Origin of the sequence: Pseudomonas sp. TH49 (genome assembly GCF_016650625.1) — a bacterium.
GTDB classification, from domain to species: Bacteria; Pseudomonadota; Gammaproteobacteria; order Pseudomonadales; family Pseudomonadaceae; genus Aquipseudomonas; species Aquipseudomonas fluorescens_H.
On the sequence record NZ_JAEKFL010000001.1, the window covers coordinates 1,774,539 to 1,794,275 of the forward strand.

Sequence of the window (19,737 nt, forward strand, 5' to 3'; positions counted from 1 at the left end):
GACTACAGCATCCGCTCCAGACCGACAGTGGTGCTGAACCACGCATTGAACCGCCGCCACCAGCTCCCGGGTTCCTTGGTCAGCGTGTGCATCTGGCCGTTGTCCTCGGTCACCCAGACGATCTTGCCATCCTGCAGTTTCGCCTCATAACTCAGTGCCGGTGCCATGCCTTGCAAGGCCAGTTCGCGTGCGCGTTCGGCCAGTTCCGGGCTGTCCACCAAGACCCCGACCTCGGTGTTCCACAGCACCGAGCGCGGGTCGAAGTTGAACGAGCCGATGAACGCTTTCTGCCGGTCGAAAATCATCGCCTTGCTGTGCAGGCTGGAATCCGAACCCCGGAATGACTTGCTGTAGAACAGGTGTGGGCCGCTGCCATAGTTATCCCCAGGCTGGCGGCGCAGTTCATACAGCTTCACGCCGTGCTCCAGCAGCGCCTTGCGATACGGCGCATAACCGCCGTGCACCGCCGGTACATCGGTGGCCTCCAGCGAGTTGGTCAGCAGGCTCACCGAGACCCCGGCGTCGGCACGCCCGGTCAGGTACACCAGCCCCGGCTGGCCGGGAACGAAGTACGCCGAGATCATGATCAGTTCTTTGCTGACGCCGCGCAGCTCCGGCGCCAGTTGTGTGGTCAGCAGCAGTTGCGGGTCCGGCTCGTCCTTGGCCAGCACCTTGCTCGGCGCATCCCACAGCGCCTGGTTCCAGGCCCAGATCAGTTCCTTGCGCCAGATGTCCATGCGCGGCGCGGTCTTGAACGTCATCAGCTGTTGATACAGCGCATGGTTCTGTTTGCGGGTTTCATCCAGCGATTCTTCGAGGCGCGTGCGGGTGTTCTGCAGGTCTTTGGCGCTCGGTTTGCTCGAGAGGAATTCGTCGATCGGCTTGCTCAGCGCGCTGTTCCAGTACTGATCGAAACTGTGTCCGAGCTGCTCGGCCACCGGGCCGACGCTGAGCATGTCGATGTCGGTGAAATTCAGGTTTGGCTCGGCATCGAAATACTCGTCGCCCAGATTGCGCCCGCCGACGATGGCCACGCTGTTGTCCGCCAGCCACAGCTTGTTGTGCATGCGCCGATGTTGCAGCGACAGGTTGAACAGGCGGCCGGCGGCGCGGGTCACGCCCGTGCTGCGGCCCAGGTGCAGTGGATTGAACAGGCGGATCTGGATCTGTGGATGCGCCGCCAGCGTGGCGATGATCGTGTCGAGACCGTCGCTGGTGGTGTCGTCGAGCAGGATGCGTACGCGCACGCCGCGGTCGGCGGCCTTGAGCAGTTCTTCCACGAGCATCCGTGTACTGACGCCGTCGTGGACGATGTAGTACTGCAAGTCGAGGCTGGTTTGCGCATTGCGGATCAGTTCGGCGCGAGCGGTGAAGGCCTCAGTACTGTTGGACAGCAGGCGGAACCCGGAGCGGCCCTGATAGGGCGCCGCCTGTGCCTGAATCGAGCGACCGAATGCGGAGCCGGCAGACGGCAACGCCTGGCTGGGTTCACGCGCTACATCGAGATTGGCGCAACCACTGGCCAACGAACACAGGACAAAGGCAGCGAGCAATTTTTTTCCGGGTCGCACGTTGCTTTCTCGGCTGGGGGCTGGGGGTGACGGAGTATGGCATGCAGAGGATTTCAACGACCGCTTCCAGGCGGATCCTCGCCACACTGTGTAAACAATTAGTCGTTCGAAAGTAGGAATGAGTTCGCATGTGTTTTTGGACTATTTGCCATGTCGTTTTTTCCGCTCTTGGTTGGTGCCTATTCCTACATACGGATCCTGCAAAAAAGGAAATCATCGCCCCCGGTATTCACGGCCCCGGTGAAAGCGATGCCCTGAATACCTGCCATTTATAAATAGCCGAACAAGTAGGGACTGATGAAAAAAACAACATGGATGGCGGCCATCGCGGCCGCGGTATTGCCGACGCTGGCCGCTGCCGAGAGCGTGGATCTGAACGTGATCGGAACCATTATTCCGACCTCGTGCATCCCGGCATTTGCCGGTGGTGGCACCGTCGATCTGCGCAAGATTTCGGCGGCCACACTGAACAAGACCACGCAAACGCTGCTGTCGACTCACGATATTTCGCTGCACATCAATTGCGATGCGCCGGCGCCGGTGGAGGTGTCGGTCAGAGACAATCGTGCGGCAACCAAATTGCCGGGCATCAACGATGGCGCCGGTAACAGCGATCCGGCCTTGTTTTACGGGCTAGGCGAAATCGGCGGCATCCGTATCGGCGGCTTCGCTCTGCGCCACGGGCGTCCGGAAGCCGACGGTATCCAGCAGACCCTGATGACCCGCACCCTGGCGGCGCCGGCGTGGCAATTGCCTTCCTCGCCGCTGGTCAGCAATGCCCCGGCGCTGTACTCCTGGGGTACCGTGGCAGCCGGCCCGGTCGCGGCGCGCCATCACGGGTTTCCGATGAGCCTGTTGCCGATCATTGGCCCGAGTAACGCGCTGCCGATCGCCAGCGAGATCCCGCTCGATGGCTCGGTCACCTTCGACATGTACTACCTCTGATCGACAGAGCCCGGCCGTTGCCGGGTTCTTTCAGGTTCATTCGGCGCGTCCTTAGACGGGGGCGCTGAAACTTTCCAGCGGAACAATCCCGATGCCGATTTCAATGTGCCGTCCTGGCTTCAGGGCGCTGCCACTGTGCCTGCTCGCCGTGATTTTGATGCCCAGCGCCCACGCTGCCGGAATGGTGCCGCAAACACCTGTGCTGGTGGTGGATGAAGGTCTCGGTGAGGCGACGATGAATGTCCGAAATACCGAGGCACGTCCGGCCCTGCTGCACACCACGGTGGTAAACATCGAGCCGCATGATCAAACGCAGTTGCTGTTCAGCCCGTCGGTTACCCGTGTCGAGGCCGGGGCGGTGCAGCAAGTGCGGTTCATTTTGCAGAGCGCCGAACCGTTGCAGACCGAGCGTCTGAAGCGGGTGATTTTTGAAGGGATCAATCCTGTGGCAAGTGCTGACGGCGCCCGGGTCAATCTGGGCGTGCGGCAAAACCTGCCGGTGATCCTGCGCCCCGCCGGCCTGCCGGTGGAGCGCGAGCCATGGCATCGCCTGAGCTGGTCGGCCACTGCTGAAGGCTTGCTGGTCAGTAATCCCAGTCCTTACGTCGTTCGGCTGGCGAAGGCGATTGTTCCGCTGCCGGGCACACAGGCGGTGGATCTGCCGCGCACCTGGATCCTGCCTGGCGAGCGCCTGTCTGTCGCGTTGCCCTTGAGTTCGACGGTGCGGACCATGGGAGTGCGAATTTTTCCGGCCACCACCTATGGCTTTGCGGTCGATCACTTCGATGCTCCGGTAACGCACTGATGCGCAGGCCTGCCCGTCGGGGACTGGCACTGGTGATGGTTCAGGGCGCAGGCGCAGCGCTGGCCGGCGAGGTGGTGGAGTTCGATGCGCAGCTGCTTCGCGAGCGTGGACTCGACCCCGCACTGGCTGCGTACTTTCGCCAGGCACCGCGTTTCTCCCAGGGCACGCGCCTGGTAGCACTGGAGGTCAATGGACAGCCTCGCGGCCGCGTGTTCGTGACGTTCGATGCCGAGGGCGAGCCGTGCCTGCAGCCGGCCATGCTCAAGGCTGCCGGCGTGCGCTCGCAAACCTCTGCGGCGTCGGCAGACCGACAGCCGTGCCTGACACTGCGCGAAGGTCTGCCCTCGGCCATCATTGAGTTGCATCCCGGCCAGGAACAGATCGACCTGCTGTTGCCGACCGACCTGCTGGCGTTGCCGGAGTTTCAATCGCGCAGCTTCGCCAATGGTGGTGTGGGCGGTGTGTTTAACTACGATGCGTTGCTGATGGGCAGCCGGCACGAGGGACAGCGCAGCGACTTTCGCAGCCTGGGCTCGGAGATTGGCTTGAATGCCGGCGACTGGATCCTGCGTAGCCGGCAGTCCTACACGCAACTTCCGGACAGTACGCGTTTCGAGCATCTGTATGCCTATGGCATGCACACCCTGGAAGACGACGAAGCCAGCGTGCAGATCGGCCAGTTGAATCTGCAGTCGCCCCTGTTTGCCGGCGAATCGTTCAGCGGCGTGCAGATCCTGCCGGAAGACGCCTTCGCGCAAATGCGTGCGGCACAACAGGGTGCGCGTGGTGAGGTCGAGGGCATCGCCTGGTCGCCATCGCGGATCGAAGTCCGGCAGAACGGCGTGCCGATCTACACCACGCGAGTTCCTGCCGGGCCGTTCACCCTGCGCGCGCTGCCGTTGTTGAGCAATCAGCTCGACCTTGAGGTGAGCGTGCACGAGCAAGAAGGGCAGGTGCGGCGCTTTCGCGTCCCGGCCGCCAGCCTTCAGGATGCCCGGTTCGAGCGGGCCGACACGTTCAATCTGGCGCTGGGCACTGTGCGACGCCAGGGCTCGGATGATCGTCGGGCGCCGTCGTTCGCCACCCTTGGCAAGGAATGGAGCCTGTCGCGAGCGCTGCGCATGAGTGGCGGTGTACTCGGTGGTTCGGACTACCTGTCGGCGGGGTGGGGGCTGCAGCAGCAATGGCCGGGTAATCTGACTACCGGTGTGCGCCAGCTGCTGTCCAGCGACCGGGCTACAGGCGTTGCGGGTCATCAGGTGCAAATGACCGTCAATGCCGTGCTGGCGCCGAACCTGTCCACCAGTGTGGTCGCTGTGCGCCGTGGCCAGGGCTTTCGTACGCTGTCGGACACTGGCTGGAACTCGCAGCAGGGCCGGGCCGAATCGCCCGGGCGCGAGCACTGGACGTTTGCCCTCAACGGTTCCGTCGAACGCTGGGGCGCGTTCGGCATGACCTGGTCACGTTACACCCGCGTGGATCAGCCGCCGCATATGCGCCTGGGCCTGTCGTGGTCGCAGACGCTGCCCGCGCGGATCAGTCTGTCGTTGAGCCTGGAACGGGGGATCGGCGATGCCGACGCGGGGCGCCGGGGCACCTCGGCTTACCTGACGGCGGGGATGCCATTGGTCGAGCAGCGCCGGGTTCGCAGCTACCTGCGCAGCGACCCACGATCCGGGGTGCGCAGTGGCGTGTCGATGAGCGAAGTGCTCAGTGAAACCCTGGCCTACAGCGCCAGTGCCGAACACCGTGAAGACGCGGCGCCGTCGCTGGGATTGCGGGTCAACGCTCTGGCGCGCTACACCCGTCTGGACCTCGGTATGAGCCAGCGGGACGAAGCGCGCGAATTCGATGTGGGCCTGCGTGGCGGCATGGCACTGCATCGCGATGGCGTCACGCTGTCGCCCTATCCGCTGCGCGAGACCTTTGGCGTGCTCAAGGCCGGCGACCGTGCGGGTCTGAAGTTGTCCACGCCGCAAGGTCCGGTGTGGACGGACGGAGCGGGCCGGGCGGTGGTGGCGAGTTTGCCGGCGTATTCGACCGCCCGGCTGGAAGTCGACCCGTTGAGCCTGCCGCGCAACGTCGAGGTGCTCGACGGTTATCAAGAAGTGGAAGCCGGGCGCGGGTCGGTGCAGCACCTGGAGTTCTCCATCACCCGCGTGCGGCGCGTGCTGTTGAAGGCCAGGACGGTTGATCGGCAATGGCTGCCCAGTGGTCTGGCCGTACAGGACGGGCAAGGTGAATACGTGACCACGGTGCTTGAGGCCGGGACGATCTTTGTGCCGGACATCAAGCCTGGGCAACCGTTGCGGGTGCAGCTATCGGACACCACGCACTGCGAGCTGCAATTCACCCTGGCCGAATCGCCTGACGAGCACGCATTGATCGAGCCTGTCGAAGCGCTCTGTCAGCCTTTGAGCAATACATGACTGAGGTTTTTCCCATGCAACGATGGATTATCCAGATCATGCTGGCATGGCTGTTGTCCGCATCCGCCATGGCCAGTGCGAGCTGCCAGATGACGCTGTCGCCGGGCGCTGTGGACTATGGCGTCTCGACGAGGGCGCAACTGCTGGCGCGGCCATCGAGTGGCGACGACGGCAGCTTCGGGGTGCGCAGGGTTCATCTGCGGATTCAATGTCCGGATGTGCGCTCGATCAGTTGGTCCTTTGCTGCCCCGAGCAGCGATGCGCTGCGTTATCGCTGGGCACCGGGACGGTTGCAGGTACGCATAGTGACGGTGCGTCTGGACGGCGCGCCGGTGCAGTGGCAGCGCGAGGGAGAGCGGGCGGGCGCGGCGGATTTGCTGCAGCCTGGCGATCGCATCGTGAGCTGGCGCGCGGGCAGCATCGCCACCGGTCGTCATCTCGACGTGGAGCTGGACATCGAGGCCCGCGTCAGCGATGCCTCAAGCCGTGTCGCCGACCTTCGTCGCTTCGACGGGCACGGTACGTTTCGGCTCGAATGACTCGGTTTCGGCCAGCAGTCTGCTCGCCGCTGCGCCAACCTTGCGCACCGCTTCTTCGATCTGCGGTGTCGGTTTGGCCGCGTAGTTCATTCGCAGGCAATTGCGGTACTTGCCCGAGGCGGAAAAGATGCTGCCGACGGCAATCTGTACGCCTTGATCGAGCAGCGCACGGTTGAGTTTCAGCGTATCGAAACCCTCGGGCAATTCGACCCAGAGCATGAAGCTGCCCTGCGGGCGACTGGCGCGGGTGCCGGCAGGAAAGTAGCGAGTGACCCAGTCGATCATCGCGTCGCGATTGCGCTGGTATTGCGTGCGCATCCGCCGCAAGTGCGGTTCGAAATGGCCGCCCTTGAGAAATTCGGCGATGGCGATCTGCGGCTGCGGTGCGGTGGAACCGGTGCTGATGTATTTCATGTGCAGCACCCGTTCCAGATAACGACCCGGTGCCACCCAACCGATGCGCAGCCCTGGCGCCAGGGTTTTGGAAAACGAACTGCAGAGCAATACGCGGCCGTCTTCGTCGAAGGACTTGATCGTGCGCGGGCGCGGGTAGGTGTAGGCCAGCTCGCCATACACATCGTCCTCGATGATCGCCACGTCGAAACGCTGTGCCAGGTTGAGCAGGGCGCGCTTGCGCGACTCCGGCATGATGTAGCCCAGCGGGTTATTGCAGTTGGGGGTGATCTGGATGACCTTGATCGGCCACTGCTCCAGCGCCAGTTCCAGCGCTTCGAGACTGATGCCGGTGAGCGGATCGGTGGGGATTTCCAGGGCTTTCATGCCCAGGCCTTTGAGCGTTTGCATGGCGCCGTGAAAGCTCGGCGAATCCACCGCGACGATGTCGCCCGGCTCGCAGATTGCGTGGATGCTGGTGGACAGCGCTTCGTGGCAACCGGTGGTGATCACCAGGTCGCTGGCGCTCAACTGGCAACCGGAGTCGAGCATCAATCGAGCGATCTGTTCGCGCAGTTCGAGGGTGCCGTGAATGTTGTCGTAATACAGACCGGGCATGTCCTGGCGGCGGCTGATCCGCGCCAGTCCGCGCAGCAGCGGTTTCATGGTGGGCGTGGTCACGTCGGGCATGCCGCGCCCCAGTTGCACCACGTCCTTGCGTGGCACCGCACGAATCAGCTCCAGCACCTGATCCCACTGCGAAATCTCCACCGGCCGCTGTGCCGGCCGCCCGACCGCAGGCAGCTCCGGCAGCTCGCGACCCACCGGCACGAAGTAGCCGGACTTGGGTTTCGGTGTGGCCAGGCCGCTGTCTTCGAGCATGCGATAGGCCTGCTGCACCGTGCTGAGGCTGACCCCATGTTCTACGCTCAAGGCGCGCACCGAAGGCAGGCGATCGCCAGGACGGTAGAAGCCTTGTTCGATGCGGGTGCCGAGCAGCTCGGCGAGGTTCACATACAGGGTCATGGCACTGCCTCGATGCAGGTGATTCGTTAAACCAGTACAGATGCGGCAAAAATCGGTGATTCAGTCTCAGGAATGGCAAATCTGTATGGAGTTAATACAGAAGTGTTGAATCTGTAATGCTTTTGCCGACCCGCGCATCATGGAATCTCTGGCTACCCAAGTAAACAGGAGCGACAAAAATGAACGGCTTGAGCGATGTGCGGCTGACGTTACACAGTCAGGAACTGGAGGCAGGGCAGGAGGACAGTGCATGGAATACCGCCATGCGCAACGCGCCGTCCGGCCTGAGTCGCTGGGGCCTGTTCTGGCATCGTCTGCACACGCGCAAGGCGCTGTTGAACCTGACGCCGGAGCAGCTCAAGGATGTCGGGTTGACCCGGGAGCAGGCGCATGAAGAGGGGTTGAAGCCGTTCTGGCGGATCTGAAGGATGTGGTGCTGTTTCTGACCCCATCGCGAGCAGGCTCACTCCTACAGGGGAATATGCTCCCACTGTAGGAGTGAGCCTGCTCGCGATGAGGGCATTAAGGCTGGTGCAAAAATATCAGACCAGCTCTTTGAGCCGATGCCACAACATCCCCAGCGCCAGCAACGGCGAACGCAAGTGCCTGCCGCCGGGGAAGGTGATGTGCGGCACCTTGGCAAACAGGTCGAAGCCACCGCTGTGCTGCCCGCTGATCGCCTCGGCGAGCAACTTGCCCGCCAGGTGCGTGGCATTCACCCCGTGCCCGGAATAGGCCTGGGCGTAATACACGTTCGGCTGATCATTGAGCCGGCCGATCTGTGGCAGTCGATTGGCACCGATGCCGATCATGCCGCCCCATTGATAGGCGATCTTCACGCCTGCCAGTTGCGGGAACACTTCGAGCATCTTCGGCTGCATGTATGCGCCGATGTCTTTCGGATCGCGCCCGGAATAATGGCAGGCGCCGCCGAACAACAAGCGTCGATCCGCCGAGAGCCGGTAGTAATCCAGCGCCACGCGCTGGTCGCAGACCGCCATGTTTTGCGGCAGCAGGCTGTGCGCCAGTTCTGCGGAAAGCGGTTCGGTCGCGATGATGTAACTGCCGGCGGGCAGTACTTTGCCGCTGAGTTGTGGATTGAGGTCGTTGAGATAAGCGTTGCAGCCCAGCACCAGGGTTTTCGCCCGCACTGAACCTTGAGCGGTGTGTACGCGAACCTCGGGGCCGTAGTCGATGCGGGTGACGGCCGACTGTTCAAACAGTTTGACGCCCATTTGTTGCGCAGCAGCGGCTTCGCCCAGCGCCAGATTCAGCGGATGCAAGTGCCCGGAACCCATGTCGATCAAGCCGCCGACGTAGCGTTTGGAACCGACCACGGTGTGCATCTCATGGGCTTGCAGCAGACGGGTCTCGTAGCGATAGCCGAGGCTGCGCAGCTCTTCGGCGTCTTCGGCAAAGCCTTCGAGGTCGGCAGGCTTGTTGGCAAGGTCGCAGTAGCCCCAGGTCAGGTCGCACGGGATCTGGAAACGTTCGACGCGCTGGCGGACGATTTCCACCGCTTCCAGGCCCATCAGTTTCATCTGACGTACGCCGTCGGCGCCGATGACGTTAGTGAACTGGTCGAGACCGTGGCCGACCCCGCGAATCAACTGCCCACCGTTGCGACCACTGGCGCCCCAACCGATCCGATGCGCTTCCAGCAACACCACGCTGAGGCCGCGTTCGGCCAGTTCCAGCGCGGTGTTCAACCCCGAGAAGCCACCGCCGACCACGCACACATCGGCAATCACTTCGCCTTGCAGCACCGGATGGTCAGGCTGCGGCAGGCTGCTGGCGGCGTAGTAAGAGGCAACGTGGGGTTGGCTCGCGAAGGTTCGGGCGCGGGCATTCATGGGCATCATCCAACGGCTGGGTGTCGAGAAAATTTGACGGAGCATAAGCCGCACGGCCGAAGACGGGCAACACTGGTCGGCCGTTGCTGTCTGGATCACGGCTTTTGCGGCACAATTGCCGCCTATTTCATGTGGGTTACTGTTTCGATGAGCTGCAACAGTCAGAAAATCCGCACCCTGCGTCAGCAGATCCCCTCGTTCGAGTGCGTGCCCGGTTGCCACGATTGCTGCGGGCCAGTGACCACTTCACCGGAAGAAATGGCCCGCCTGCCGCGCAAGACCCGCGCCGAGCAGGATGCGGCGATGGACGAGCTGAATTGTGTGCACCTGGGGCCGAATGGTTGCACGGTGTATGAGGAACGGCCGCTGATTTGCCGGTTGTTCGGGACGACGAAGACGTTGCCGTGCCCGAACGGGCGGGGGCCGGTGGAGTTGATTCATCCGCGGGTTGAAAAGCAGATCTTCGAATACATGGCGGCGAATCGGCAGGTGCTGGTTTAACCGGTTCACTCGCAACCGAGCTGACGCCTTCGCGAGCAGGCTCGCTCCCACATTTGAAATGCATTCCCCAGTGGGAGCGAGCCTGCTCGCGAATGGAGCTACGCCAATCTTCAGTCCGGTATCGGCAGGCTCAGGCTCTCTTTCACCTCTTCCATCACGATATAGCTTTTGGACTCACGCACATGCGGCAACTTCAACAGAATGTCGCCCAGCAGTTTGCGGTACGAGGCCATCTCGGAAATCCGCGCCTTCACCAGATAGTCGAAATCCCCTGACACCAAATGGCACTCCAGCACGTGCGGCAATTTCAGCACCGCGCGGCGGAACTCTTCGAACGTGTCGCCGGATTTGTAGTCGAGGCTGATCTCGACGAACACCAGCAGGCTACCCTTCAAGTGCTGCGGATTCAGGCGGGCGTTGTAGCCCATGATGATCCCCTCGCGCTCCAGCCGCCGCACCCGCTCGGTACACGGCGTGGTGGACAGCCCGACCTTTTCCCCGAGTTCGGTAAACGATATGCGCCCGTCCGCCTGCAGGATCCGCAAGATGTTGCGGTCGATCTTGTCCAGCTCACGTTTGGTCTGAGTGTTGGTACGCATAGGGGATGCGCCTCCGTGAAAAGGGTTTTTGCCGAGAATTGTCGCCAAATATAGGCGCTTATATAGTGAAATGCACTGGCCATTCTTTTTTACACTGCGCGCATCATTGCTCTAACAACAGACGTACGCGGCCCTGCCGCGATGAGGGATACAAAAATGCGCGTAATGGTCTTGGGTAGCGGCGTCATCGGTACCGCCAGTGCTTACTATCTGGCCCGTGCCGGGTTTGAAGTGGTGGTGGTCGACCGGCAGCCAGCCGTGGCCATGGAGACCAGTTTCGCCAACGCCGGCCAGGTGTCGCCGGGTTATGCCTCGCCGTGGGCCGCGCCGGGCGTGCCGCTCAAGGCCATCAAGTGGCTGCTGCAGCGCCACGCGCCGCTGGCGATCAAGGCCACTGCCGACATCGATCAGTACCTGTGGATGGCGCAGATGCTGCGCAACTGCACCGCCAACCGTTACGCGGTGAACAAGGAGCGCATGGTGCGTCTGTCCGAGTACAGCCGCGACTGCCTCGACGAACTGCGCGCCGAAACCGGCATCGCCTACGAAGGCCGCAGCCTCGGCACCACCCAGCTGTTCCGCACTCAGGCACAGCTCGATGGCGCCGCCAAGGACATCGCCGTCCTGAAAGAATCCGGCGTGCCGTTTGAAGTCCTCGACCGCGCCGGCATTGCCCGCGTCGAGCCGGCACTGGCCAACGTTACCGACATCCTCGCCGGCGCCCTGCGTCTGCCGAACGACCAGACCGGCGACTGCCAGATGTTCACCACGCGCCTGGCGGAAATGGCGGTGAAACTCGGTGTGGAATTCCGCTTCGGCCAGGACATCCAGCGCCTCGACTACGCCGGTGACCGCATCAACGGCGTGTGGATCGACGGCAAGCTGGAAACCGCCGACCGCTACGTGCTGGCCCTCGGCAGCTACTCGCCGCAATTGCTCAAGCCGCTGGGCATCAAGGCGCCGGTGTATCCGCTCAAGGGTTACTCCCTGACCGTGCCGATCACCAACCCGGCCATGGCTCCGACCTCGACCATTCTCGACGAGACCTACAAGGTCGCGATCACCCGTTTCGATAACCGCATCCGCGTCGGCGGCATGGCGGAAATCGCCGGTTTTGACCTGTCGCTGAACCCGCGTCGGCGCGAAACCCTGGAGATGATCGTCAACGACCTTTATCCTCAGGGCGGCAATCTGGCCGAGGCGAGCTTCTGGACCGGTCTGCGTCCGACCACCCCGGACGGTACGCCGATCGTTGGCGCCACGCCGTTCAAGAACCTGTTCCTCAACACCGGTCACGGCACCCTGGGTTGGACCATGGCGTGCGGTTCCGGTCGTTTGCTGGCCGATCTGATGGCGAAGAAAAAACCGCAGATCAGCGCCGAAGGCCTCGATATTTCCCGTTACGGCAACAAGCCTCAGGAGTCCGCAAAACATGGCAATCCAGCGCCAGCTCACCAATGAGCGCATGAGTCAGATCGTCAGCCACAACGGTACGGTGTATCTGGCCGGACAGGTCGGCGACGACTTCAACGCCGGGATTGAACAACAAACCCGCGAAGTTCTGGCCAATATCGAGCGCCTTCTCGATCTGGCCGGGACTGACAAGCAGCATCTGCTGTCGGCGACGATCTACCTGAACGACATCGAGGCGCACTTTGCCGGGATGAATTCGGTGTGGGATCAGTGGTTGCCCAAAGGTGCTGCTCCGGCCCGTGCCACCGTCGAAGCGAAGATGGCCAAGCCGAGCATCCTGGTCGAGATTTCCATCGTCGCCGCGTTGCCGTAACCGTTTCAAAGATCCCTCTCCCGGCGCTGTTGGCGGTTCACGCCGTCAGCCAGCGCCGGTTTTTCTTCCCATGACCGCCAAGAAGTCTGCTGCCATGCGTCCTGCCCGTGCCCTGATCGACCTTCAAGCCCTGCGTCACAACTACCGAATTGCCCGCGAAGTCACCGGCGCCAAGGCGCTGGCGGTGATCAAGGCGGATGCCTACGGTCACGGCGCAGTGCGTTGCGCCCAGGCCCTGGAAGCCGAGGCCGACGGGTTTGCCGTGGCCTGCATCGAAGAGGCGCTGGAGTTGCGCGCGGCCGGTATCAAGGCCCCGGTGTTGTTGCTCGAAGGGATCTTTGAGGCCGATGAACTGGCGCTCATCGTCGAGCATGATTTCTGGACCGTGGTGCATTCGCTATGGCAGCTCGAAGCCATCGAGCAGGCGGCATTGAGCAAACCGATCACCGTGTGGCTGAAGCTCGATTCGGGCATGCACCGTGTGGGTCTGCATCCGAAGGATTACGCGGCCGCCTATCAGCGCCTGCTGGCCAGCGGCAAAGTGGCGAAGATCGTGCTGATGAGCCACTTCGCCCGCGCCGATGAGCTGCACGAGCAGAGCAGCGCCGATCAGGTCGCGGTGTTCGAGGCTGCCCGTCAGGGCCTGACCGCCGAAGTCAGTCTGCGCAACTCGCCGGCCGTGCTCGGTTGGCCGCAGATTCACAGCGACTGGGTGCGCCCGGGGATCATGCTCTACGGCGCCACGCCGTTCGAAGAAGCCAACGCCATGGCCGAGCGCCTGCAACCGGTGATGACCCTGGAATCGAAAGTCATCTGCGTGCGCGAACTGCCCGCCGGCGAGCCGATCGGCTACGGCGCCAAATTCATCACCGACAAACCGATGCGCATCGGCGTGGTTGCCATGGGCTATGCCGATGGCTACCCGCGTCAGGCGCCGACGGGCACTCCGGTGCTGGTGGCCGGCAAACGCAGCCGGATTCTTGGCCGGGTGTCGATGGATATGCTGTGCATCGACCTTACCGATGTGCCGGAAGCCGACCTCGGTTCGACCGTCGAGCTGTGGGGCAAAAACATCCTCGCCAGCGAAGTGGCGCAGTGGGCGGACACCATTCCGTACCAGATCTTCTGCAACCTGCGTCGCGTGCCAAGGCTCTATTCCGAGGGTTGACGCCGCTGCGGGGGCCAAGTGTTGTAAATACTGAACGCTGTCGCCATGATAACGCTCAATATTCTTACAACATCAGGAGGCTCCCGCCTTGGACGTCGGTGAACGACTGCAATCGATCCGCAAGCTCAAAGGGCTTTCCCAGCGTGAACTCGCCAAGCGCGCGGGCGTCACCAACAGCACCATTTCGATGATCGAAAAGAACAGCGTCAGCCCTTCGATCAGTTCGCTGAGGAAGGTTCTGGGCGGGATTCCCATGTCCATGGTCGAGTTCTTTTCCGAAGAAATCCTGCAGGAAAAACCGACCCAGATCGTCTACAAGGCCAACGAGCTGATCGACATTTCCGACGGCGCCGTGACCATGAAACTGGTCGGCCGCGCACACCCGAGCCGGGCCATCGCGTTCCTCAACGAAATCTACCCGCCGGGCGCCGATACCGGCGAAGAAATGCTCACCCATGAAGGCGAGGAAACCGGGATTCTGGTGGAAGGTCGTCTGGAATTGGTGGTGGGCCTGGAAACTTTTATTCTCGAAGCCGGCGACAGCTACTATTTTGAAAGTACCAAGCCGCATCGCTTCCGGAATCCGTTCGACGCGCCTGCGCGACTAATCAGCGCAGCCACGCCGGCAAATTTTTAACGATAGAGGCGCCAAGCCATGACGGCGAAGGCATCCGCAGAGTTTTTCCACCGCGCGGTATAACCCCTTCGACTATGGGGTTGTTTCAGTGTGGCGGGCTACCCGCTATACTTGCGCCCGCCTGCGAACCGTGGCCGCAGGCGTGAATAGCCACCATTGAGGGTGAACGCGTGAATCTAATTATGAAAATGCTGGCCGCACCAGCAACCGTACTGGCCCTCTGGGCTGTCAGCGCTCAAGCTGCGACGAATGACGACATTGCAAAGCGCCTCGAGCCGGTCGGCCAGGTGTGCGTTCAGGGGCAGGAATGCAAAGGAATGGAAGTCGCTGCCTCCGCTGGCGGCGGCGGTGGTGCGAAGACGCCGGACGAAGTGATTGCAAAACATTGCAACGCTTGCCACGGTACCGGCCTGCTGGGTTCGCCGAAAATCGGTGATGCCGCAGACTGGGGCAAACGTGCCAAAGAGCAAGGCGGGATTGACGGTTTGTTGGCCAAAGCCATCACCGGGATCAATTCCATGCCGCCAAAAGGCACCTGCGCCGATTGCTCGGACGACGAGTTGAAAGGCGCGATCGAGAAAATGTCCGGCCTGAAATAAGCCGCGCCTCTGACGAAAAAAACCGTCTTCGGACGGTTTTTTTGTGCCTGCGATTCACGGCTTTCGCTGTCCTTTGCAGCAAAGTCGAGGCAAGCTCGGTCTACCCCTATTCACGGAACGGGCAGGAGGCTTCAGATGGTGCAGTTGTGTTCGATCGAACAGGCAGTGGACGATGTGCTTGCACGCTTGCCGGCGCACATCCACATGGGCATGCCGCTGGGGCTGGGCAAGCCCAATCACTTCGTCAACGCGCTGTACCGGCGGATCAAGGACTTGCCCGAGCGGCAACTGACGATCTATACCGCGCTGTGCCTCGGTCGGCCGACGCTGGGTGACGGTCTGCAGAAGCGCTTTATCGAACCCTTCGTCGAGCGCGTCTTCGGCGACTACCCCGAATTCGATTTCCTTGCCGACCTGCACCGCGACAGCCTGCCCGGCAATATCCGCATCGAACAGTTTTTCATGCAGCCCGGCAGCCTGCTCAACAGCCCGCCGGCCCAGCAGGATTACGTCAGCAGCAACTACAGCCATGCCGCCCGCGACATCAATGCTGCCGGCCTCAATCTGGTGGCGCAATTGCTCGCCAGCAGCAGCGAACATCCCGATCGCCTGAGCCTGAGTTGCAACCCGGACATCACCCTCGACCTGTTGCCGATGATCGCCAAGCGCCGCGACGCCGGGGAGACCATTCTGCTGGTCGGCCAGGTACACACCGATCTGCCGTACATGCCCGGTGATGCCGAAGTCGATATTGACACTTTCGACCTGCTGATCGACGCGAAGGACAGCAGCACGCTGTTTTCCACGCCGAACATGCCGGTGGGCTTTCAGGATCATTTCATCGGCCTGCACGCCAGCACCCTGGTGCGCGATGGCGGCACCTTGCAGATCGGCATCGGCTCGATGGGCGATGCGCTCACCGCCGCATTGCTCGCGCGGCAAGCGGACAACGCCGGTTATCAGGCGGTACTGGCTGATCTCAATCTCAGCCAGTGGGCACAGTTGATCGAGCGCGAGGGCGGTACCGCGCCATTCGCCAAAGGCCTGTATGGCTGCAGCGAAATGTTCGTCAACGGCCTGCTGGTGCTGGCCGATGCCGGGATCATCCGGCGCAAGGTCTACCCCGACGTGCAGACGCAGCAACAGGCCAACGCCGGCACCCTCGATGAAGCGGTGCAGACCGATGGCATCTCGGTGCACGGCGGCTTCTTCCTCGGCCCACGCAGCTTCTACGAGCGCCTGCGCGAACTGCCGTTGAGCAAGCGCCTCGAATTCAACATGACCCGCATCAGCTACATCAACGAGCTGTACGGGCAGGAAGAATTGAAGCGCTTGCAACGGCTTGATGCACGGTTCATCAACACCGTGTTCACCATGACGCTGATGGGCGCGGGCGTGGCTGATCAACTGGAAGACGGGCGAGTACTCAGCGGCGTCGGCGGGCAATACAACTTCGTCGCCCAGGGCCATGCGCTGCACGATGCGCGTTCGATTCTGATCCTGCGCAGCTGGCGCGAGTCCGGCGGCGAGGTCAGTTCGAACATCGTCTGGGAATACGGGCACTGCACGATTCCACGGCACCTGCGCGACATCGTGGTCACCGAGTACGGCATCGCCGATCTGCGCGGCAAGACTGACGCGGTGGTGATCGAGTCGTTGCTGAACATCAGCGATTCACGCTTCCAGCCAGAACTGATCGAGCAGGCGCAGAAGGTCGGCAAGCTGCCGCAGGATTTCCGTCTCGATCCGCGTTTCGCCGATAACACCCCGCAACGCTTGCAGGCGATTGCCGCGAAGCATCCGAACCTGTTTCCGGAGTATCCGCTGGGCTGTGATTTCACCGCCATCGAGCGGGATTTGCTGCGGGCGCTGAACTGGCTGAAGAGCAAGTTCAAGCTGAGCGAGATATTGGAGCTGGGCAAGGCCGCGCTGGATGCGCCGGAGGCTTCGACGTTTCCCGAACACCTTGAACGTATGCAACTGGCCCACCCGGAAGGCCTGAAAGAAGACCTGTTCCAGCGCCTGCTGCTCACCGGCCTCAAAGCCACCGCGAACTAACGGCCTGGCGCAAAACCAACTGTGGGAGCGGGCTTGCTCGCGAAGGCGTCGTGTCAGTCAAAGAATAGCTCGACTGACACGACGCCTTCGCGAGCAAGCCCGCTCCCACAGGGGGTAATGCGGCGTGGATTATTCGATGAAGGTAACGACGCCATCCTTCAGCGATTTCACGCGAGCCAGCGATTCAACGCGGTAGCCCTGCGAATCCAGTTCGGCCCGGCCGCCCTGGAACGACTTCTCGATCACGATGCCCAGACCGGCAACGGTGGCGCCAGCCTGCTTGATGATCGAGATCAACGCCTGCGAGGCCTTACCGTTGGCCAGGAAGTCGTCGATGATCAGCACGCGGTCGCTGCTGGTCAGGTGCCGTGGCGAGATGGCCACCGTGCTTTCGGTCTTTTTGGTGAACGAATAAACGGTCGCCGACAGCAGGTTTTCTGTCAGGGTCAGGGACTGTTGCTTGCGGGCGAAGATCACCGGCACGCCCAGGTTCAGACCGGTCATGATCGCCGGGGCAATGCCCGAGGCTTCGATGGTGACGATCTTGGTGATGCCCGAATCCTTGAACAGCGTGGCGAATTCGTCGCCGATCAGCTTCATCAGGGCCGGGTCGATCTGATGGTTCAGAAAGGCGTCGACTTTCAGGACCTGGTCGGAAAGCACGATGCCTTGTTCGCGGATTTTCTGGTGCAATGCTTCCATGAAGCTGTCCTCGTTCAGCGCCTGTGCGCCCTAAGCTTTAAAAAAGTGGTCAATTCTAGCGCTTTAACATCGCGCGTATATCAGCCAATGCGCTATTGCCGCGCACGGCTTTGACTTCGGTCGGTGTGTCGTCGTTGCCTTCCCACGCCAGGTCGTCCGGCGGCAGCTCATCGAGGAAGCGGCTTGGCGCGCAGTCGATGATCTCGCCGTACTGTTTGCGCTTGGCGGCGAAGGTGAACGCCAGGGTCTGACGCGCGCGGGTAATGCCCACGTAGGCCAGGCGGCGTTCCTCTTCGATGGTGTCGGCTTCGATGCTGGAGCGGTGCGGGAGGATTTCCTCTTCCATGCCCATGATGAACACGTAAGGGAATTCCAGGCCCTTGGACGCATGCAGGGTCATCATCTGCACGCCTTCGGCGCCGTCCTCTTCTTCCTGCTGACGCTCGAGCATGTCGCGCAGGACCAGTTTGCCGATGGCGTCCTCGACGGTCATCTCGCCGTCTTCGTCTTTTTCCAGGGTGTTCTTCAAGGCTTCGATCAGGAACCAGACGTTGCTCATCCGGTAGTCCGCAGCCTTGTCGCTGGAACTGTTGGTGCGCAGCCAGTTCTCGTAGTCGATGTCCATGACCATGCTGCGCAGCGCCGAGATCGGATCTTCGCCGGCACACTGCTCACGGACCTTGTCCATGAAGCGCTTGAAGCGCGACAGGCGATCGGTGAAGCGGCTGTCCAGATGCTCGCCCAGACCGATTTCATCGGTGGCGGCGTACATCGAGATCTTGCGTTCGGTGGCGTAGTTGCCGAGTTTTTCCAGGGTGGTCGAGCCGATTTCCCGGCGCGGCACGTTGATCACCCGCAGGAAGGCGTTGTCGTCGTCCGGGTTCACGATCAGGCGGAAGTAGGCCATCAGGTCCTTCACTTCCTGACGGCCAAAGAAGCTGTTGCCGCCGCTCAGGCGGTACGGCACCTGGTGGTGCTGCAACTTCAGTTCGATCAGCTTGGCCTGGTAGTTGCCGCGATAGAGGATCGCGAAATCGCTGTACGGGCGGTCGGTGCGCAAGTGCAGGCTGAGGATTTCCATGGCCACGCGCTCGGCTTCGGCGTCCTCGTTGCGGCAGCGGATCACGCGGATCTCGTCGCCGTGGCCCATCTCACTCCACAGCTGTTTTTCGAATTCGTGCGGGTTGTTCGAAATCAGCACGTTGGCGCAGCGCAGGATGCGGCTGGTGGAGCGGTAGTTCTGCTCGAGCATCACCACTTTCAGGGACGGGTAGTCATCCTTGAGCAGCATCAGGTTTTCCGGCCGTGCACCACGCCAGGCATAGATCGACTGGTCGTCGTCGCCCACCACGGTGAACTGGTTACGCTTGCCGATCAGCATCTTCACCAGCAGGTACTGGCTGGCGTTGGTGTCCTGGTATTCGTCGACCAGCAGGTAACGCACCTTGTTCTGCCACTTTTCGAGGATGTCGGCGTGCTCTTCGAAGAGTTTCACCGGCAGCAGGATCAGGTCGTCGAAGTCCACCGCGTTGAACGCCTTGAGCGTGCGCTGATAGTGGGTGTAGACGATGGCGGCAGTCTGTTCTTTCGGATTGCGCGCGTTTTCCAGCGCCTGGGCCGGCAGGATCAGGTCGTTTTTCCAGGCGCCGATCATGTTCTTGATCTCGTCGACGCCGTCGTCGCCTGCGTATTCCTTCTGCATGATGTCGGTCATCAGGGCTTTGACGTCGGTCTCGTCGAAGATCGAGAAACCGGGTTTGTAGCCCAGCCGCGCATGCTCCTTGCGGATGATGTTCAGGCCCAGGTTGTGGAAGGTGCAGACCGTCAGGCCGCGACCTTCGCCGGCACGCAGCAGGGTGCCGACCCGCTCCTTCATCTCGCGCGCGGCCTTGTTGGTAAAGGTCATGGCGACGATGTACTGGGCGCGGATGCCACAGTTCTGGATCAGGTGCGCGATCTTGCGGGTGATCACGCTGGTCTTGCCGGAGCCAGCGCCGGCGAGCACCAATAGAGGGCCGCCGACGTAGTTCACGGCTTCTTGCTGCCGGGGATTGAGTCGGGACATACGAAAATTCGGGAGTCGTTGACGAAATGGGCCGGCATTTTAACAGGCTCAGCGATTTGTG

At 61.9% G+C, this 19,737-nt stretch carries 18 protein-coding genes; 12 read left to right on the forward strand and 6 right to left on the reverse strand.

The features are described from left to right. Positions 1-2 precede the first annotated feature (2 nt). Positions 3-1,553, reverse strand: coding sequence for a phospholipase D family protein (locus tag JFU48_RS08000; RefSeq protein WP_207198970.1), 1,551 nt, complete (start codon positions 1,551-1,553; stop codon positions 3-5). A 315-nt stretch (positions 1,554-1,868) separates the two neighbouring features. On the opposite strand from JFU48_RS08000, the gene JFU48_RS08005 reads away from it, so the two are divergent. From JFU48_RS08005 to JFU48_RS08020, 4 genes are all read left to right on the forward strand, one after another. Beyond that, the gene (locus JFU48_RS08005; protein ID WP_201136246.1) at positions 1,869-2,516 is read left to right on the forward strand and encodes a DUF1120 domain-containing protein; all 648 of its coding nucleotides are present in this window, start codon (positions 1,869-1,871) and stop codon (positions 2,514-2,516) included. Between the two features lie 91 nt (positions 2,517-2,607). Then, a complete protein-coding gene (locus JFU48_RS08010; protein WP_201136247.1) occupies positions 2,608-3,321 on the forward strand; it encodes a fimbria/pilus chaperone family protein in 714 nt (237 codons plus the stop codon). Then, positions 3,321-5,750 (forward strand): fimbria/pilus outer membrane usher protein, encoded by a 2,430-nt coding sequence (locus tag JFU48_RS08015; protein ID WP_201136248.1) that lies wholly within the window; start codon positions 3,321-3,323, stop codon positions 5,748-5,750. Before JFU48_RS08010 ends, JFU48_RS08015 begins: the two co-directional genes overlap by 1 nt. Positions 5,751-5,764: 14 nt before the next feature. Further along, positions 5,765-6,289: a hypothetical protein gene (locus JFU48_RS08020; RefSeq protein WP_201136249.1), complete on the forward strand. Its 525-nt coding sequence runs from the start codon at positions 5,765-5,767 to the stop codon at positions 6,287-6,289. Here the strand turns inward: JFU48_RS08020 and JFU48_RS08025 are convergent. Beyond that, positions 6,230-7,708, reverse strand: a complete 1,479-nt coding sequence (locus JFU48_RS08025; protein ID WP_003229457.1) for an aminotransferase-like domain-containing protein — start codon at positions 7,706-7,708, stop codon at positions 6,230-6,232. The genes JFU48_RS08020 and JFU48_RS08025 overlap by 60 nt on opposite strands. 179 nt (positions 7,709-7,887) lie before the next feature. Here JFU48_RS08025 and JFU48_RS08030 point away from each other — a divergent pair, with 179 nt between their 5' ends. Next, the gene (locus tag JFU48_RS08030; protein ID WP_003229454.1) at positions 7,888-8,133 is read left to right on the forward strand and encodes a DUF1127 domain-containing protein; all 246 of its coding nucleotides are present in this window, start codon (positions 7,888-7,890) and stop codon (positions 8,131-8,133) included. 117 nt (positions 8,134-8,250) lie between these two features. On the opposite strand, the gene JFU48_RS08035 is transcribed toward JFU48_RS08030, so the two are convergent. Further along, the gene (locus tag JFU48_RS08035) at positions 8,251-9,561 is read right to left on the reverse strand and encodes an NAD(P)/FAD-dependent oxidoreductase (protein WP_201136250.1); all 1,311 of its coding nucleotides are present in this window, start codon (positions 9,559-9,561) and stop codon (positions 8,251-8,253) included. Between the two features lie 147 nt (positions 9,562-9,708). Here JFU48_RS08035 and JFU48_RS08040 point away from each other — a divergent pair, with 147 nt between their 5' ends. Beyond that, on the forward strand, positions 9,709-10,062 hold the full coding sequence (locus JFU48_RS08040; RefSeq protein WP_201136251.1) for a YkgJ family cysteine cluster protein: 354 nt from the start codon (positions 9,709-9,711) through the stop codon (positions 10,060-10,062). A 110-nt stretch (positions 10,063-10,172) separates the two neighbouring features. On the opposite strand, the gene JFU48_RS08045 is transcribed toward JFU48_RS08040, so the two are convergent. Continuing rightward, the gene (locus JFU48_RS08045) at positions 10,173-10,661 is read right to left on the reverse strand and encodes an Lrp/AsnC ligand binding domain-containing protein (RefSeq protein WP_003177284.1); all 489 of its coding nucleotides are present in this window, start codon (positions 10,659-10,661) and stop codon (positions 10,173-10,175) included. A 156-nt stretch (positions 10,662-10,817) separates the two neighbouring features. Here JFU48_RS08045 and dadA point away from each other — a divergent pair, with 156 nt between their 5' ends. The 6 genes from dadA (at position 10,818) to JFU48_RS08075 (ending at position 16,909) form a co-directional block, all read left to right on the forward strand. Then, complete coding sequence (dadA, locus tag JFU48_RS08050; protein ID WP_003229452.1) at positions 10,818-12,122, forward strand: D-amino acid dehydrogenase; 1,305 nt, start codon at positions 10,818-10,820, stop codon at positions 12,120-12,122. Beyond that, positions 12,094-12,447, forward strand: coding sequence for a RidA family protein (locus tag JFU48_RS08055; protein ID WP_003229450.1), 354 nt, complete (start codon positions 12,094-12,096; stop codon positions 12,445-12,447). Before dadA ends, JFU48_RS08055 begins: the two co-directional genes overlap by 29 nt. Before the next feature lie 94 nt (positions 12,448-12,541). Continuing rightward, a complete protein-coding gene (gene alr, locus JFU48_RS08060) occupies positions 12,542-13,615 on the forward strand; it encodes an alanine racemase (RefSeq protein ID WP_201136252.1) in 1,074 nt (357 codons plus the stop codon). 88 nt (positions 13,616-13,703) lie between these two features. Continuing rightward, complete coding sequence (locus JFU48_RS08065) at positions 13,704-14,252, forward strand: cupin domain-containing protein (protein WP_003229444.1); 549 nt, start codon at positions 13,704-13,706, stop codon at positions 14,250-14,252. Between the two features lie 182 nt (positions 14,253-14,434). Beyond that, entirely contained in the window at positions 14,435-14,851 is a 417-nt protein-coding gene (locus tag JFU48_RS08070) for a c-type cytochrome (protein WP_103483707.1), read from the forward strand. A gap of 135 nt (positions 14,852-14,986) precedes the next feature. After that, positions 14,987-16,909 carry an acetyl-CoA hydrolase/transferase family protein gene (locus JFU48_RS08075; protein WP_201136253.1) on the forward strand — a complete coding sequence of 641 codons (1,923 nt, stop codon included), beginning with the start codon at positions 14,987-14,989 and terminating at the stop codon, positions 16,907-16,909. Between the two features lie 129 nt (positions 16,910-17,038). On the opposite strand, the gene JFU48_RS08080 is transcribed toward JFU48_RS08075, so the two are convergent. Continuing rightward, positions 17,039-17,611 (reverse strand): xanthine phosphoribosyltransferase, encoded by a 573-nt coding sequence (locus JFU48_RS08080; RefSeq protein WP_003229440.1) that lies wholly within the window; start codon positions 17,609-17,611, stop codon positions 17,039-17,041. Positions 17,612-17,666: 55 nt separating this feature from the next. After that, positions 17,667-19,676 (reverse strand): DNA helicase Rep, encoded by a 2,010-nt coding sequence (gene rep / locus JFU48_RS08085; protein ID WP_027610430.1) that lies wholly within the window; start codon positions 19,674-19,676, stop codon positions 17,667-17,669. Positions 19,677-19,737 lie beyond the last annotated feature (61 nt).